Raw genomic sequence first — 15,329 nt, forward strand, 5'->3', positions numbered from 1 at the left:
CAATGGAACTGCTCAAGCTGATCTTCCGCAATACGCTCCGGCAGAGGCTCCGGAGTGCACTCACCATTTTCGGCATGGCCGTTGCCATACTGGCCTTCTGCCTGTTGCAGACGGTGGTGAACGCCTGGTTCGCGGGAGTCTCAGCCGCCGCGCCGGACCGCCTGATAACCCGAAACGCGGTCTCTCTCATCTTTCCTCTTCCACTCAGTTATCGACAGAAGATACTCCAGGTGGACGGCGTCAAGCGAGTCGCTTTCGGCAACTGGTTCGGCGGCGTTTACATCGACGAGCGGCACTTCTTCCCCAGGATGGCCATCGGCGGCAACGACTACTTCGACCTGGCTCCTGAAATGATTCTCCCGCCCGACCAGGCGAAGGCCTTCTGGCGCCGGCGCGATGCCTGCATCGCGGGACGCAAACTCATCGAGAAGTATCGCTGGAAGATCGGGGACGCCATCACTCTGACCGGAAACATCTATCCCGGAGAGTGGCGTTTCGTCCTGGTCGGAGTTTATACCGGAGCCACGAAATCCATCGATGAAACCCAGTTTTTCTTTCGATGGGATTACCTGGACGAAACGGTGAAAAAGATCATGCCGTCCAGAAGCGGGAAGGTGGGATGGTACGTCGTTCAGGTCAAGGACCCTGTGCAGTCGGCCGAGGTCTCCCGGGCGATCGACGCACTTTTCAAGAATTCGTGGGCGGAGACCTTGACGGAAACGGAAAAAGCTTTCCAGCTCGGATTCGTGGCCATGACGGACGCCATCGTGGTCGCCGTGAGGGTCGTTTCCTACGTGGTGATCGGCGTGATCCTGATCATCCTTGCCAATACCATGGCGATGACGTCCAGGGAACGGATGCCCGAATACGCGACACTGAAGACGCTCGGCTTCGGGAACCGGTTCCTGATCGCGCTCATCGCCGGAGAGTCGGTGTGCATCGCCATGCTGGGCGGAATCACCGGCATGGCGCTGGCTTTCCCTGTTGCCGGTGTCTTTTCGGAGCACCTGGGAACGCTTCTTCCCATTTTCCACATTCACTGGGAAACGTTGCTGGCAAGCTTCTCGATCAGCCTGGGCATCGGCCTGCTGGCGGCCGCTCTGCCGGCCTGGAGGGCGATCCGGGTCGGGATTGCCGAGGCGCTCAGCCATGCCGGTTGACCCCATCCGGCCTTGGAACATCGTCGTCCCCGGGTCTCGAAGGAACCGCGCCTGGGGTTTTGAGCTTGAATGAACCTCCATTAATGATTTACAACGCTAACGACACTATCGGGCGGCACGCCTTTCGAATCGGACTGCGGTATTCTTGCGCCCGGGTCTGCCGGGCGTCGGACAGGAGTATATCGGAATGGTTCTGAAACAAGTGGCCGAGGCGGGCATACACCTTCTGGTGGGTTTCCGGGGAACGACTTTCCAGGAACAGCTCAAATCACTCATCGATGAGTTCGGAATCGGCGGGATCGTGCTTTTTCGGCGGAACATTCAAACACCGGAACAGCTGAGGAGCCTGTTGGAGGAGATGCAGAGCCACGCGCGGCAGGTTCTCGGCCGTTCGCTCTGGGTGGCCATCGACCAGGAAGGGGGGCCGGTGCAGAGGCTTGTCCCTCCTTTCACGCAGCTTCCTTCCGCGTGCGATCTCGCCCAACAGGGGATAGAAGCCGTCGCGGAATGGTCCTCGAAGGCGGCCATGGACCTCCGCCGGATGGGCATTCACATCAACCTGGCCCCCGTGTTGGACTTGCGCGTCAACGCCAATTCTCACTTCATGGAAGGACGCTGCCTTGGCGACGATCCCCTGACCGTGGCGGAACTGGGCTGCCGATGGATCAAGACTCTCCAGGGAGCGGGAGTCTCCGCCACGGCGAAGCACTTCCCGGGGCTTGGCCTGGCGGAACTGGACCCGCACCACTTTGCCCCCGTCATCCGTTGGCCGGACCAGGAAGCCATGCAAAGGGATCTGCTTCCCTTTCGGAAGGCAATCGAGGCAGGGGTCCACTGCGTGATGACTTCTCACGCCCTCTACCCTTTCATCGACTCCGTCTGGCCGGCCACCCTCTCACCCGCGATAAACAACGACCTGCTGCGCGGAACACTGGGGTTCCGAGGCACACTCCTGAGCGACGACATGGACATGGCCGCCGTTTCCGAAAAATATTCCTGGAAGGAGATGGCCGAACAGGGGTTGCTCGCCACGATCGATTTCTTTCTGCTCTGTCAGAGAACCGAAAACATCGAGCAGTTGCAGGGGGCGCTCTGCGCAGCCATTGCCGGAAGCTCCCGGATCGAGGCCATGCACCGGGAATCCGCCAAACGCATCGAGTGGCTCTACGACCGGCACCGGATGGAGCATCAGGGAGGGTAGGGGCAGACCTTCAGTGTTTTCCGCTTCAAAGTGATGACGGACACTTCCCCCTCGGTGGCAAAACGCACCGGAACGCCGGATACCCCCACGCCGCCGCTCGTGTACCCCTCCATGCCGTCGTAGGACCACCTTCCGTGAAGCAGGCGGCGCGGCGCTTTGCTGTGGGTGAACAACGCCCCGACAACGGGCAGGCGTATCTGTCCGCCGTGCGTATGCCCGCAAAGGTAGAGCCTGGGGCCGTAGGCGGCCGCCTCCCGGTAAATCTCATTCGAATGGGACGCCAGAATGGCGAACTCCCGGGGCGGCACCTTCTCGAAAGCCTGATCCAGGTCGTGGCACTTGAAGTAATGAGGGTCGTCGACTCCTGCCAGGTGAATCCGCTCCCCGTCGCGGGTGAGAACCGCCGAATCGTTCACCAGGAATCGTATGCCGTATTCCGACAGCGGTTCGATGATTTCCAGGCAGTCGTGGTTCCCCAGGATCCCGTAAATGCCGTCTTTCGCGCGGATTTCGGGCAGAAGACGGCGGACCTGGGCGAGGGCCGGGGCAAATGACCCGTGCGTCTCCATCCTCAGGTCTCCCCCGACGATACACAGATCGGCCCGTATCCGCCTCACGATTTCCAACAGTCGCTCGGTGAGCCCCTCGAGCCCGTCGAGGTGAAGATCGGTCAGGAAGAGAATGCGGTAGCCGTCGAAAGCACCGGGCAAATCGGGAAACTCCAGCGTAACGTGCTCCTCGCGCAGCTTCAAGGCGTTCTTCCTGCCTTTTTCGTACACGCCGAGGCACTTGAATACGGTCTTCATGAAGACGTGATAGTAGATCGAATCTTCAAAATTCACGAAATGATGCAGGGGGTTCGAGAGAATCTGGCAGGCCCGGATCTCCCTGAGGCGCACGCCGGGGCGGAGTGGACGCGGGTAGTTGTCGATGGGCTTGCGCAGGACCACCTCGTTGAGCGCCAGGGAACCCGCGAAGGCGCCGCATCCGAATATGCACAGCAGGAGCACGGTCGGCCATGCGCCGAGAGAAAAATACGGGCCCAGCGCCAAAAGCGGCAAAGCTCCCTCGAATACCTGGTCCAGGCCGGGAACGACCTTGCCGCAGGGCACGTCGACGCGCCTCTTGATGAAACTCGAAACGAGGTCTCCGGACATGCTCAGGATACCGGCCGCAAGTCCCAGCCACAACGGAAACCCCAGCCCGAAGCCGGCCAAGCCGCCGACGAGGACTCCGCCCAGGACTCCCCGCATCGTTTTCTGATCGCCAAAAACCGGGCGACCGTCCCACATGCGGCGTCCCCCGTCGATCGGACGATTCCATTTTTCATCGCACAGGAACGCAAGCAGCGGCGGGGCAAAGTTGATCGACCAGAGCAAGACGAGCAGTTTTACGGCCAGCAGCATATCTCAACCATTACGGGAGCGTCCTGGATATTCCGTCCTGAACGCCGCGCAGGACTCACCTTCAGCCGATTCCTCATGCCGTGATCCCGAAAGCGAATCGGCGTGAGTTTGCCATCGCGCCGAACGCCGCCGGCAGGCGGCTCCGGCTATTCCATGAACGTCTTGAGACAGCTCTGGCGATTCGGATTGCGGAGCTTTCGAAGCGCCTTTTTCTCGATCTGTCGTATGCGCTCCTTGGACACCTTGAAAGTCTTTCCGATTTTTTCCAGGGTCTCCGCCGGCTGTCCGTCGATGCCGAAGCGCAGCCGCAGGATCTTTTCTTCGCGAGGCTGCAGGCTGGACAGCAGGGAACGGGTTATTTCAGCCAGCTCCCGGTCCGAACATTCCTCCATCGGCGACGCGGCCCGCTCATCCTCGATGAAATCACCCAAGCGCTGTTCGTCCTCCCCGATCGGCGTTTCGAGCGAAATGGGCTGAGCGGCGAGCGTGAGAACCATCTGCACCTTGTCAAGAGGCAGTTTGGCCCGTTCGGCGATTTCCTGGGGCGAGGGCTCCCTTCCGAGCTCTTTCAAGAGCTCGTAGAACACTTTGAAAAAGAGGTTCTTCAACTCAATGAAATGCACCGGCAAGCGAATGGTTCGCGTCTTGTCGTAGATCCCCCTGATGATGCTCTGCCTGACCCACCACGTGGCATAGGTGCTGAAGCGGTTTCCCTTGGTGTGATCGAATCTGCCGACCGCTTTCAACAGCCCGAGGTTTCCTTCCTGGATCAGGTCGTCAAAGCTCATGCCGCGGCCCCGGTAGCGCTTCGCGATACTCAAGACAAGCCGCAGGTTGGCTTTCACCATTTCCTGCTTGGCGCTGTCGATGGCCAGCATGATCGCCCTGCTTCGGACGAGCATTTCCCGGTACCGCGCGTTTCCCGGATAGTCCATGGTGCCGCGTTCGAAAGTGCGCACGATCACTTTCAGGATCTTGTCCCGCACCCCGGGAAAGCTCTTCTCGCTGTCCAGCAGTTTTTGGACTTTCTGGTGCAGATCCGCGGCCAGCCTGTCCTCGGTGGAACACTCGCACACCATCCGCACCAACTCTTCCTGGCCTTCCCTGATCACCTGGGCAAGCTCGGTTTCCCTCTCCTGAGTCAGCAGCGGGTAGCTGGAAACTTCCTTCAGATAGCACGTGACGTGATCTTCCTCGAAATCCTCGCCCGCCGCCGTCACACCTTCCGGGAGGAGATCCTCGTCCTCTTCCTCCCGTTCGGCTGCGGCCTCAAGGATATCCTCCGCTTCCGGTCCCTCCATATCCCTGTCTTCCTCGAGGCCGAGGTTCGCCCTCTTGAGCCTCTCGTCCAGCACCTGGTCATCGATGAGGTCAAATTCCCCTCGAAGCTCCTTCCGCTTGAAGTAATACTCGATAGGAAGGCATTTTTCAGATGCGTAAACTTTCATATTTTCAATTCCTCCCGGGAGCAGACGAGTCAGTGAATCTTCGCCGATCTGACAATATCCCCCTCTCCTGCCCCCTCTCCCTCGTCCGCTTGCAACTCCAAGTCACGCCCGCACGAAGACCGGCGTTGATTGCCATCCTAAGAAAATTTAAGGCTCTTTAGCATGTTAGTCAATTAAGGAGAATAAATCTACATGCGGGAAAATCAAGGGATTTTTTCAACAACACCGCAGGATTATCGGACAGGTCCAACCAACGTGCCAAAGAGCGTGTTTTCAACCTTAAATATGCATTTCCACGATATCTCCATCCTGCAGAATGTGATCCTTCTGAACCATCTGCCCGTCAAACACGGTTTTCCCCCAAACCTTGGCGAACTTCAGCTGGTCCACGAAATCCTTGTGAATCTTCTCCGCCAGTTCCTCGAGAGGACTGCGTTCGGGAAGCACAAAAGGAGCCGTGAAGTCGGGCTCCTTTCCGGGAACCTTGGTATATACACGAATGATTTCGGAAATGCTATAAAGTTCTTTCAACAGAACGTGGAAATTGCGCCCGGCCAGGACAGACACTCCCACGCAGGGAAGGCGGGTTTCTGAGAGCTCCAGAAAGGCCGTGTAGTCCGCTTCGCCTTTGTCGTCATCCATCTTGTTAAGAACCAGCAGGCATTTCTTGACGAAGGGACTTTTTTTCAGGTCTGCCGGTATGGCTTCCCCTTTCGGGTAGATTCTCAGACCCCGGAAAACGGCGAGCGTGTCCTCAAGTTGCTGCAAGGGATCGGCGTGGAGGTCCAGCAATATTGCCAGGATATCCGCGCGGCGCAGGAGATCGGCCATCCAGGGGTCCATGTATTCCCGGGTGATGGGCGGAGTGTCGACCATCTGAAATTGGATGTTCTCATACGGAACCATGCCCGGTGTGGGTTTCCACGTGGAATGAGGAAAGTCCGCCACCTCCGGCTTCGCATTGCTCAGGGCCCCCAGGAGCGAAGACTTGCCCGTGTTGGGCGCGCCCGCGAGCACGACCTGTGCGGCGCCTTCCCGCTCGATGGAGTAGGACGCATCCCGTTTCGACGATCCTTTCTTTTGTTGAGCTTCCGTCTTCGTTTTGGCGATGCGCCGCCTCAGATCCGCCCGCAGCTTGTCGGTTCCCTTGTGCTTGGGCATGATCGTGAGCATCTCTTCCAGGGCTTCGATCTTTTCCTCCGCAGTCCTGGCCTCGCGGTAGCGTTTCTCGGCTTCAAAGTAGGGAGGGGGCAGATTCGCGGGCATGCACCAACTCCATTCATACAATTTTGCCTGGACAATAGATTCCCGAGTGATCCTGTTTTCAGGCTTCGCGGGTGAAGCGCAGCCTCATGGATAAATGCGTTCAAGTTGAGTGCATTGGGCGGGAGGGCATAAAGCCCTCCCCTTATACGTCTGACGGGCATATTGGTCCGCAGGGGCAGGTTTATCCCCACCCGCGTCGCAGCCCGCGGGGCAGGGGTTGTGACATCTTTGACGCGCCTTGGTCTTGCCGGTTGCCTGTTCCCCGGAAACCCATTATAAATGAGTTGTTTTGCCGATCCGCCGGGGAAATTCCGAAAATCATCGAGGAGGAAGTCTTTTGAAATGTTCTGCCTGTAACCAGGAATTGGAGTTGATTCGCGCCTGAAAGCAAGTTTTCTGGCGCTGCCGGGGTTGCGGCGCCCGTTATCGCCTGGCGGACCTCAAAGACGAGCTTATCGACGAAGCCGAGAGAGAGCTCGCCGACTGTCGCGTGGACCGGCTCTGACGTTCGGCCGCATGGTCGCTGCCGGCGCGAAGCTCCCCCCTTCCTGCCGGCTCACCCGAGGAGCGCCCTCCATGCGGAAAGCCGCCCACGCAAGCCCCCGATCGTGCCGCTTCGCTTCTCTTTCGCGCGGACCGTCGCACGGGAAAATATGTTGAGCCCCCGCCACGCCGGGGGCGGAGCCGCTTTCAAATGCCGCCGGTCGGGGCGGCGCGGAGTCGTCTTCAAATGAGCGTGAAACGGCGCCCGCCCGCCACGCCAAGCTGTACCGGAGCGGGGCTGGAGTCCCGCATCAGAGCCTTTCCCGGAGCAGCTTCCTGGCCAGATCGAGAGCATCCTGCAATTTCTCGGGCCGGTTCCCGCCGGCCTGGGCCATGTCCGGGCGCCCGCCGCCGCTGCCTCCGATCGTCTTGACGATTTCCTTGATCAGGTTCCCGGCATGAACCCGGGACGTCAGGTCAGGCGTCACTCCCACCAGCAGGAAGGCCTTGTCGCCCTGGTGCGCCCCCAGGACGGTGACCCCGCTCGACAGCCGTTCCTTGAATCGATCGTTCATTTCCCGCAGGGCCTTCGGATCGTCCGCCTCGACCCGCATCACCAGCACCTTGACCCCGCCCACCTCTTCAGCCTGCTCGAGCAGGTCGGCCGAACGTTTGCTGGTCAAGGAGCTCTTCAGGGCTTCCAGCTCTTTTTCCATCTGCTTCTGGTTCGCAAGAAGCTTCTCGACGCGCTCCGCCACCTCGAAGGGACCGGCCTTGAGCAACCCGGCAGCCTGGTGGAGGACGCTTTGCTGCCTGCCCAGGTAGTCCAACGCGCGGCGCCCGGCAAGCGCCTCGATGCGGCGGACCCCCGAGGCGATGCTCATCTCCTGGGTGACGACGAACAGGCCGATGTCTCCCGTCCGGTGCGTGTGGGTCCCCCCGCAGAGCTCGCGGCTGAAACCGGGGATTTCCACCATCCTGACCCGGTCTCCGTATTTTTCCTCGAAAAGGGCCATGGCGCCGGTCTTGAGGGCTTCGTCGAGATTCATCTCCCGGACTTGCAGGTCCCGGTTCACGCGGATCTGCTCGTTGACGAGCCGTTCGATCTCGGCCAGCTCATCGCGCGATATCGCGGCGAAATGGGTGAAATCGAACCGCAGCCGGTCCGGGGCCACCATGGACCCGGCCTGCTTCACATGGTCTCCGAGCACCCGGCGCAGGACCGAGTGAAGCAGGTGAGTGGCCGTATGGTGCAGCGCGGTATCGCCGCGCAACGCCTGGTCCACCTCGAGCCGCACCGTTTCCCCCACGCGCAGCCTGCCGCTTTCGACCTTCCCGACGTGAACGATGAGATCCCCGGGAAGCTTCAGCGTATCGGACACGATCACCCTGCTCGAGGGACCGACGATCACGCCCTGGTCGCCGACCTGCCCGCCCGCGGCTCCGTAGAAGGGAGTCTCCGAAGTGACGACCTCGACGTCCGTCCCCGCCGGCGCCTCCTCAACGGCCTGCCCGTCGCGGACCAGCGCCGCGATCGTGGATTGAGCGGAAAGGGTGTCGTATCCGACAAAGCGCGTCGATACGCCTTCGGCGGACAGTTGCCGGTAGGCTTCGGACACTTCCCGTTCGCCGCTCCCCTTCCAGTGCATCCGCGATTGTTCCTTCTGCTTTTCCATCAGGTCCGCGAAGCCCGCCTCATCCACCTTGAAATCGAGGTCCCGGGCCATGTCCGTGATGATGTCGATGGGGAACCCGTAGGTGTCGTAGAGCTTGAAGATGAGCGCCCCGGGGATCGTGCCGGCGCCCTCGTCCCGGAGCCTGCGGATTTCGTTCTGGAGGAGCCGCAGCCCGTTGTCCAGGGTTTCGTTGAACCGCTCTTCCTCGTTGAGGATCACCCGCGTGATGAAATTCCTGCTCTCGAGCAGTTCCGGGTAGGCATCCTGCATGGACTCCATCACGGCCACCGCGACCTCGCTGAGAAACGGCCTGTCCAGGCCCAGGAAACGCCCGTGACGCAAAGCCCGGCGCAGCACCCTGCGCAGGACGTAGCCACGCCCCTCGTTGCTCGGCAGCGCGCCGTCGCCGATAAGGAATGCCGCCGCCCTGCCGTGGTCCGCGATGACCTTTACCGAAACGTCCTTTTCCGGATCGGTCCCGTAGCGGTACCCGCTCAACTCGGCGATCTTCGCCCTCATGGGCGCGAACAGGTCGGTGTCGTAGTTCGAGGGCACCTTCTGGATGACCGCGGCGACCCGCTCCAGTCCCATCCCCGTATCGATGCTGGGCTTGGGCAGCGGTTCCATCGTGCCGTCTTCCTTGCGGTTGAACTGCATGAAGACCAGGTTCCAGAGTTCCAGGAACCGGTCGCAGTCACACCCCGGTCTGCAGTCCGGTTTTCCGCAGCCAACGTGCGCCCCCTGGTCGATGAGTATCTCCGAACACGGGCCGCAGGGGCCGGTATCCCCCATGGACCAGAAATTGTCCTTGGTCGGGAAGGTGAGGATGCGGTCGGCTGGCAAATAACGCGCCCAGAACCCACGGGCTTCCTCGTCGGGCCCGAGACGCATCTCCGAATCCCCCTCATGGATGGTGGCGTACAGCTTTTCCCTGGGCAGGCCCATGTCTTCGGTCAGAAACCGCCAGGCGTACTCGACGGCATCCTCCTTGAAATAATCTCCGAAGGAAAAATTCCCCAGCATCTCGAAGAACGTGTGATGCCTCGCGGTGCGGCCGACGTTTTCCAGGTCGTTGTGCTTGCCGCCCGCGCGCATGCACTTCTGGCTGGTGGCGGCCCGGTTGTAGGGACGCTTCTCCTCTCCGAGAAAGGTGCGCTTGAACTGGACCATGCCCGCGTTGGTGAACAGCAGGCTGGGGTCGTCATGGGGAATCACGGACGAGCTCTTGACGACGGAATGTCCTCGTTGAGCGAAAAAATCCAAAAACGCCTTGCGGATTTCGCTGGCTTTCATCGATGAAATCTCCTGAATGGATCAACGGTCAATCGACAGTCCGGAACAAGAGCCCGTCAAACGGCAGTCCGCCCGGGACCGCGCAAATGAGCGGGAAAAGCGGCGCGGACCGCTTTCCCGCGGGTACGTTCCCCTTTACTCCCCCGCCCCGGTCACCGGGCCGGGTGAAAACCTCAAATTGTGGGCCTCGCGCAGCTTCCGTTCCAGCTCACCCAGCAGGTCGGGGTGCTCCCTGAGGAAATTCTTGGCGTTCTCGCGGCCCTGCCCGAGCCTCTCCCCGCTGTAGGAATACCAGGTGCCCGACTTTTCAATGGCCCCGGATTCGACGGCAAGGTCGAGAATATCCCCTTCCCTGGAAATCCCGCGCCCGTACACCACGTCGAACTCGACCTCCCGGAAGGGAGGCGCGATCTTGTTCTTCACCACCTTAACGCGGGTGCGGTTCCCGACCACTTCCTGTCCGTCCTTGATGGGGCCCACCCGGCGGATATCCAGCCGCATGGTGGCGTAAAACTTCAACGCGTTCCCGCCGGTGGTGGTTTCCGGAGACCCGTACATGACCCCGATTTTCATCCGGATCTGGTTGATGAAGATGACGCACGTGCGGGACTTGCTGATGCTGGACACGAGCTTGCGCAAAGCCTGGCTCATGAGCCTTGCCTGCAGCCCCACATGGGGATCGCCCATCTCCCCTTCGATTTCCGCCTTGGGAACGAGTGCCGCCACCGAATCCACCACGATGACGTCGATGGCATTGCTGCGCACCAGGATTTCGGCGATCTCCAGGGCCTGCTCGCCGTAGTCGGGCTGGCTGATCAGGAGATCCTCCACCTGGACTCCCAGCTTGCGGGCATAGTTGACGTCCAGGGCGTGCTCGGCATCGATGAACGCGGCCAGCCCGCCCAGTTTCTGGGCTTCGGCGACCACGTGAAGCGCCAGGGTGGTCTTGCCGGAGGATTCCGGCCCGAAAATTTCCATGATCCGGCCTCGAGCCACCCCGCCGATTCCCAGGGCAAGGTCGAGTGACAGGCAGCCGGTGGATATCACGGGAATTTCCACGTTCTGCGCGCCTTCGCCCAGCCGCATGATCGCGCCCTTGCCGCACATGCGCTCGATTTGAGACACCGCCGTGTCGATGGCCCTCTGACGCTCGTCAACAGCTCCCATACCAGGGTCTCCTTCCGTAGGACCGCGTGGAAACGGATCGTGATGGTGAACGTTCCTCAGAACAAACAGGACCCCTTTGCAGGGATCCCGGTACCCGCCTCGAACAATTATATATCACTTTGCCCCATCCTGGCATAGTCACTGGGAAAAAACGATCTGCGATCACGCGAGAGATTGCTGGTCACTCGGGGCGGCCGGTGAATGGGGCCCGGAACAACGGCGTGTACTGAGCGCCGTCCGGTTTCAGGTCACTTTTATACAATACAACTTCTGCAACGTCAAAAGCTTCCGCCTCAAAGGATTGATTTGCCATGAGAATTTCCTGGAGCACGGACAGACGCCCGCGTCCCTTCACTCGTCCCAGGGTCAGGTGAGGTTTGAACGGGCGGTCTTCGGATTCGAACCCGAGCGGCACCGTAGCCGCCTCGATTTTTTGCTTCAGATCGCCCAGCCTGTCGGCGTCCCCACGAAGCCCCACCCAGATCACCCGCATCTGCCTGATGGTGGGAAACGCGCCGCAGCCCGCGGCCTGGAGGCGAAACGGACTGACCGTCCGGGAAACGGATTCGAGCGCTTCCCGGAGCGCCGGAATCCGCTCCGGGGCAACGTTGCCCAGGAATTTCAAGGTGAGGTGGATGCGATCGGGCCTGATCCATGCCACGGTGGCATCGGCCTTGCGCAGTTCCCGCTCGAAGCGCTCCAGGACCGCCTGCACGGGAGACGGCAGATCAACGGCAATGAAGGTTCGAATCATCGGTCAATACCCTCCAGAGGAGCAGCAGCGCGGCCTGGGCCGCGCTTTGCCGTATGCTTTCCCGCACACCCTCGAACCGGTGCTTCTCCACCCGCTTTTCCTTCGGGGTGACGCAGGCGATGCAGACGGTCCCCACCGGCTTTTCCGCGCTTCCCCCCGCGGGCCCGGCAATTCCCGTGATTCCGAGGGCCACCTCGACGCGTGCGCCGCGGCACGCCCCCTCGGCCATGGCCAGGGCAACCGGCTCGCTCACCGCCCCGTGGACGCGCAGCATTTCCTCCGAGACGCCCAGGTGGTCCTGCTTGGCCTGGTTGCTGTACGTGATGAACGCCCGGTCGAAGTAATCCGAAGACCCCGCAATGGAAGTGAGCCTGGTCGAAAGAAGGCCGCCGGTGCAGGATTCCGCCGCGGCCATCCGCCAGCCCCGCTCGCGAAGCCTCTCCCCCACGACCTTCTCGAGGCATTCGTCATTTCGCCCGCTGATGTGCTTTTCTCCCAGGCGGGCGACGACTTCCTCGCGCACCTTCTCGATCCGGGTGCGGCATTCCTCCTCCGATGCGGCGACGGCAAAAAGCGTGACCCAGTTCTCGCTTCCCTGCGGGAGATAGCCGATTTCGACCCCGATGCGCCGGCAGTCCAGGTCCCTCAGGCGCCGGTTGACCTCGGATTCGACCATGCCCTGAACCCGCACGACCTCTTTCAAGTAGGCGCCGCGCAGCGGGAAGCGCCGAGCGAGGTCCGGGATCACGACTTCGGCAAGCAGGAACTTCATTTCACCGGGAACGCCGGGAAGGAAATAGCAGGGAACGTTCCCATGGTCGATGAAGAACCCCGCCATGTCCAGGCCGATCTTGACCGCTCCGGCCGGAAGCTCGGCCATCTTGGCCACTTCGTTCGACCAAGCCTGCCCGCGTTCGGCCAGCCGCTCTTTGAGCCGCCCGACGTAAGCCTCGTCGGCGACCAGGGGACGATCGAACGCCCTGGACACTGCCGCGTTGGTCCGGTCGTCGTCCGTGGGCCCCAGGCCGCCCGTGACGATGATAAATCGGGCATCGGCAAGACACAGGACCAGGCTGGAGACGATATCCTCCTCCCGGTCCCCCACGGTGATCATGCGATCGAGGCGAAAGCCCCGGTTGCGCAACTCCAGGGCGATGTGACGCGCGTTGCCGTTGAGGATGTCGCCCAGGAGAATTTCGTCTCCGATGGTGAGCAGCGAACCGCTGATTTCAGGTGGTCGTTCATCCATGAGATATTCCCGCCGGGTTGATTTCATGCGCGCGGAACGCAATGAGCGCCCGCGCTCGTCATTTCGGACCGGTTGATTCCCCGTTCCCCGCCCGCAGTGCCGGTGCTCCCGCAGGGAGTTGCGGTGCGCCCGTCCGGGATCCGGGTCGCTCCGGGAGCAGGCGTCGCAGCCGGCTTCGCCGGAGCCGACGGTCCTATTGTCCTCGGCCGGCCGCGGCCAGGACTTCCTCGTAAATTCTACGGATGGGAACTCCCTGCTCCAGGGCGATCCGCTTGCAGTCCTCGTACTCGGGCGTCGCCCGCCGTTCCCCCCAGGGGGTGCGGACCCACTTGACGCGGCAGCGGCCATACGGGGTATCGACCTCGCCGATTTCCCGAGGAAGCTCCACACGATCCACTTCCTGGATCCGCACGCCGAGCGAGGTCGTCTCCCTGAAGACAATTTCGGTGACCGCCGCCTGCAATGCGGGTTCGAGAAGCACGCGCAGGATCACCGCCGGACGGTTCTTTTTCATCTGCGCGGGGACAAGGTTCACGTCGAGCGCCCCGGCGTCGAAAAGCCGCTCCATGACATGACCGTAAAATTCCGGGTTCATGTCGTCGATACTGGTTTCGATGAGCAGGAGGCGCCGCCTGAGGAGGCCCGGGGAGGCCTCTCCCACGAGGACCCGCAGCAGGTTGGGAGGGTCGGCGCAAGGGTGCGTCCCGACCCCGTAGCCGGTGGAGCGGACCACCATGTCCGGAACCGGCCCGAAGGACTCCGCCAGGGCCGCCAGGATCGCGGCGCCGGTGGGAGTCGTCAGCTCCCTTTGAATGCCGTTGTCGTAGACGGGAACGCCTTCCAGGAGCAGGACCGTCGCCGGCGCGGGCAGCGGCAGAAGCCCGTGACGCGTTTCCACGAAGCCTCCGCCGAGCGGGACCCGCGAGGCGCACAGCCGCTCGATCCCCAGGTGATGCAATCCGATGGCGGCCCCCACGATGTCCAGGATGGAATCGAGCGCCCCGACCTCGTGGAAATGCACATCCCCCGGGGGCACCTGGTGGACCCTGGCTTCCGCCAGGGCCAGCTTTTCGAAAACGGCGAGGCTTTTTTCCTTGACGGGGCTCTCCAGGGCGCTTTCGCCGATGAGGCGCGCGATCTCCCGGTAGGACCGGGCGGGCTGGTCTTCGATGTCGATGCGCACCCGAGTGCCCGCAATGGAGCCGCGACGCTCCCGTTCCGCCGAGAGGACGTACCCGCTCACGGCGATCTTCTTCAGCTCTCCGGAGAGCACGTCCAACGGAAGCCCGAGGTCCAGCAGCGCGCCCAGCACCATGTCCCCGCTGATTCCCGAAAAACAGTCGAAATAGGCGGTCTTCATATCCGAGCTCTTCTCCCGACACCCGATCCGTCCAGCCTCAGGACCGCATCGCCGCCCGCGGGCCCGTCGAACCAAGGCGGTGCATCCCCTCGCCGCCACCCCATGAAGCCCCAACCCGGAATCGAACCCCCATTCCCGGCGTGAAAGAACCGCGCCGTCAAGGCGGTGACGTCATGGAACAGTTCGAGCGCCCGCAGGGCAGAGTACTCCCATCCACTGGAGCGTCCAAAGAATATTCTTTTACTGTGAAAGGACTCGAAAGGTCAATCGACGGTTGAGCGAGAGCCCGTGGCGCCCGATCATTCATGAGCCGGACGCTTCACCGCCGAGCGGGGCGAATTCCACATGGAGACGAGTCCGCGGGTTCTTTTTGAAGTCGGGCGTCGCCATGACGCGCGAATTCCATACGGAAAGGGGTGTGAGACCGCTATGAGGAGCCAGGCGGATGGCACGCATGTGAATTCCACGTGGACACAGGCGCGCGTCGATTGTTCGGCGCGTTGCCTCCGATGTTGCCGCCCCGACCCGCGCGGCACGGTTCCGCCATGGTTCCGCTGTCGCCACGGTTCCGCTTGACACATGGCGGCGCCGATGCTAATTTTACGGACTCTGTTCGCAGTAAAGACTGTCCGGAGGGATGGCCGAGCGGTTTAAGGCGGCGGTCTTGAAAACCGTTGTTCCGTTAGCAGCGGGACCGTGGGTTCGAATCCTACTCCCTCCGCCAACCCCGAGGATCGTAACGGAGAGATGGCCGAGTCGGCTGAAGGCGCTCGCCTGCTAAGCGAGTGTACGCTGTAAAGGTGTACCGAGGGTTCGAATCCCTCTCTCTCCGCCATCAGAAATAATCGAGCCCGGATCAGGGATGC

General features: G+C 61.6%; 10 protein-coding genes and 2 tRNA genes. 4 read left to right on the forward strand and 8 right to left on the reverse strand.

Annotated elements, in window-relative coordinates:
* Positions 1-2 precede the first annotated feature (2 nt).
* Together SFUM_RS13035 and SFUM_RS13040 are read left to right on the forward strand one after the other, a co-directional pair.
* Complete coding sequence (locus SFUM_RS13035; RefSeq protein WP_011699368.1) at positions 3-1,160, forward strand: ABC transporter permease; 1,158 nt, start codon at positions 3-5, stop codon at positions 1,158-1,160.
* Between the two features lie 187 nt (positions 1,161-1,347).
* Positions 1,348-2,361 (forward strand): glycoside hydrolase family 3 N-terminal domain-containing protein, encoded by a 1,014-nt coding sequence (locus tag SFUM_RS13040; protein WP_011699369.1) that lies wholly within the window; start codon positions 1,348-1,350, stop codon positions 2,359-2,361.
* Here SFUM_RS13040 and SFUM_RS13045 read toward each other — a convergent pair.
* From SFUM_RS13045 to larC, 8 genes are all read right to left on the reverse strand, one after another.
* On the reverse strand, positions 2,349-3,767 hold the full coding sequence (locus SFUM_RS13045; protein WP_041440501.1) for a CDP-archaeol synthase: 1,419 nt from the start codon (positions 3,765-3,767) through the stop codon (positions 2,349-2,351). The genes SFUM_RS13040 and SFUM_RS13045 overlap by 13 nt on opposite strands.
* A gap of 146 nt (positions 3,768-3,913) precedes the next feature.
* A complete protein-coding gene (locus SFUM_RS13050; RefSeq protein WP_011699371.1) occupies positions 3,914-5,215 on the reverse strand; it encodes a sigma-70 family RNA polymerase sigma factor in 1,302 nt (433 codons plus the stop codon).
* A 279-nt stretch (positions 5,216-5,494) separates the two neighbouring features.
* Positions 5,495-6,481, reverse strand: coding sequence for a GTPase (locus SFUM_RS13055; protein ID WP_011699372.1), 987 nt, complete (start codon positions 6,479-6,481; stop codon positions 5,495-5,497).
* Positions 6,482-7,275: 794 nt separating this feature from the next.
* Entirely contained in the window at positions 7,276-9,933 is a 2,658-nt protein-coding gene (gene alaS / locus SFUM_RS13060) for an alanine--tRNA ligase (protein ID WP_011699373.1), read from the reverse strand.
* 135 nt (positions 9,934-10,068) lie between these two features.
* Positions 10,069-11,100: a recombinase RecA gene (recA, locus tag SFUM_RS13065; RefSeq protein ID WP_011699374.1), complete on the reverse strand. Its 1,032-nt coding sequence runs from the start codon at positions 11,098-11,100 to the stop codon at positions 10,069-10,071.
* Positions 11,101-11,281: 181 nt separating this feature from the next.
* Complete coding sequence (thpR, locus tag SFUM_RS13070) at positions 11,282-11,854, reverse strand: RNA 2',3'-cyclic phosphodiesterase (protein ID WP_011699375.1); 573 nt, start codon at positions 11,852-11,854, stop codon at positions 11,282-11,284.
* Entirely contained in the window at positions 11,829-13,103 is a 1,275-nt protein-coding gene (locus SFUM_RS13075; protein ID WP_011699376.1) for a CinA family nicotinamide mononucleotide deamidase-related protein, read from the reverse strand. The genes thpR and SFUM_RS13075 overlap by 26 nt, the downstream gene beginning before the upstream one ends.
* Before the next feature lie 193 nt (positions 13,104-13,296).
* Positions 13,297-14,463: a nickel pincer cofactor biosynthesis protein LarC gene (larC, locus tag SFUM_RS13080; RefSeq protein ID WP_011699377.1), complete on the reverse strand. Its 1,167-nt coding sequence runs from the start codon at positions 14,461-14,463 to the stop codon at positions 13,297-13,299.
* A gap of 631 nt (positions 14,464-15,094) precedes the next feature.
* Here larC and SFUM_RS13085 point away from each other — a divergent pair.
* Together SFUM_RS13085 and SFUM_RS13090 are read left to right on the forward strand one after the other, a co-directional pair.
* Positions 15,095-15,187, forward strand: a tRNA-Ser gene (locus SFUM_RS13085).
* 17 nt (positions 15,188-15,204) lie between these two features.
* Positions 15,205-15,298 (forward strand) — tRNA-Ser (locus tag SFUM_RS13090).
* Positions 15,299-15,329 lie beyond the last annotated feature (31 nt).

Source organism: Syntrophobacter fumaroxidans MPOB, assembly GCF_000014965.1.
Taxonomy (GTDB): domain Bacteria; phylum Desulfobacterota; class Syntrophobacteria; order Syntrophobacterales; family Syntrophobacteraceae; genus Syntrophobacter; species Syntrophobacter fumaroxidans.

What these genes read in the sequence shown, in the direction of transcription:
- SFUM_RS13035 (WP_011699368.1), top strand. Translation starts at nt 3, where the DNA reads ATGGAACTGCTCAAGCTGATCTTCCGCAATACGCTCCGGCAGAGGCTC.
- SFUM_RS13040 (WP_011699369.1), top strand. Translation starts at nt 1,348, where the DNA reads ATGGTTCTGAAACAAGTGGCCGAGGCGGGCATACACCTTCTGGTGGGT.
- SFUM_RS13045 (WP_041440501.1), bottom strand. Translation starts at nt 3,767, where the DNA reads ATGCTGCTGGCCGTAAAACTGCTCGTCTTGCTCTGGTCGATCAACTTT.
- SFUM_RS13050 (WP_011699371.1), bottom strand. Translation starts at nt 5,215, where the DNA reads ATGAAAGTTTACGCATCTGAAAAATGCCTTCCTATCGAGTATTACTTC.
- SFUM_RS13055 (WP_011699372.1), bottom strand. Translation starts at nt 6,481, where the DNA reads ATGCCCGCGAATCTGCCCCCTCCCTACTTTGAAGCCGAGAAACGCTAC.
- alaS (WP_011699373.1), bottom strand. Translation starts at nt 9,933, where the DNA reads ATGAAAGCCAGCGAAATCCGCAAGGCGTTTTTGGATTTTTTCGCTCAA.
- recA (WP_011699374.1), bottom strand. Translation starts at nt 11,100, where the DNA reads ATGGGAGCTGTTGACGAGCGTCAGAGGGCCATCGACACGGCGGTGTCT.
- thpR (WP_011699375.1), bottom strand. Translation starts at nt 11,854, where the DNA reads ATGATTCGAACCTTCATTGCCGTTGATCTGCCGTCTCCCGTGCAGGCG.
- SFUM_RS13075 (WP_011699376.1), bottom strand. Translation starts at nt 13,103, where the DNA reads ATGGATGAACGACCACCTGAAATCAGCGGTTCGCTGCTCACCATCGGA.
- larC (WP_011699377.1), bottom strand. Translation starts at nt 14,463, where the DNA reads ATGAAGACCGCCTATTTCGACTGTTTTTCGGGAATCAGCGGGGACATG.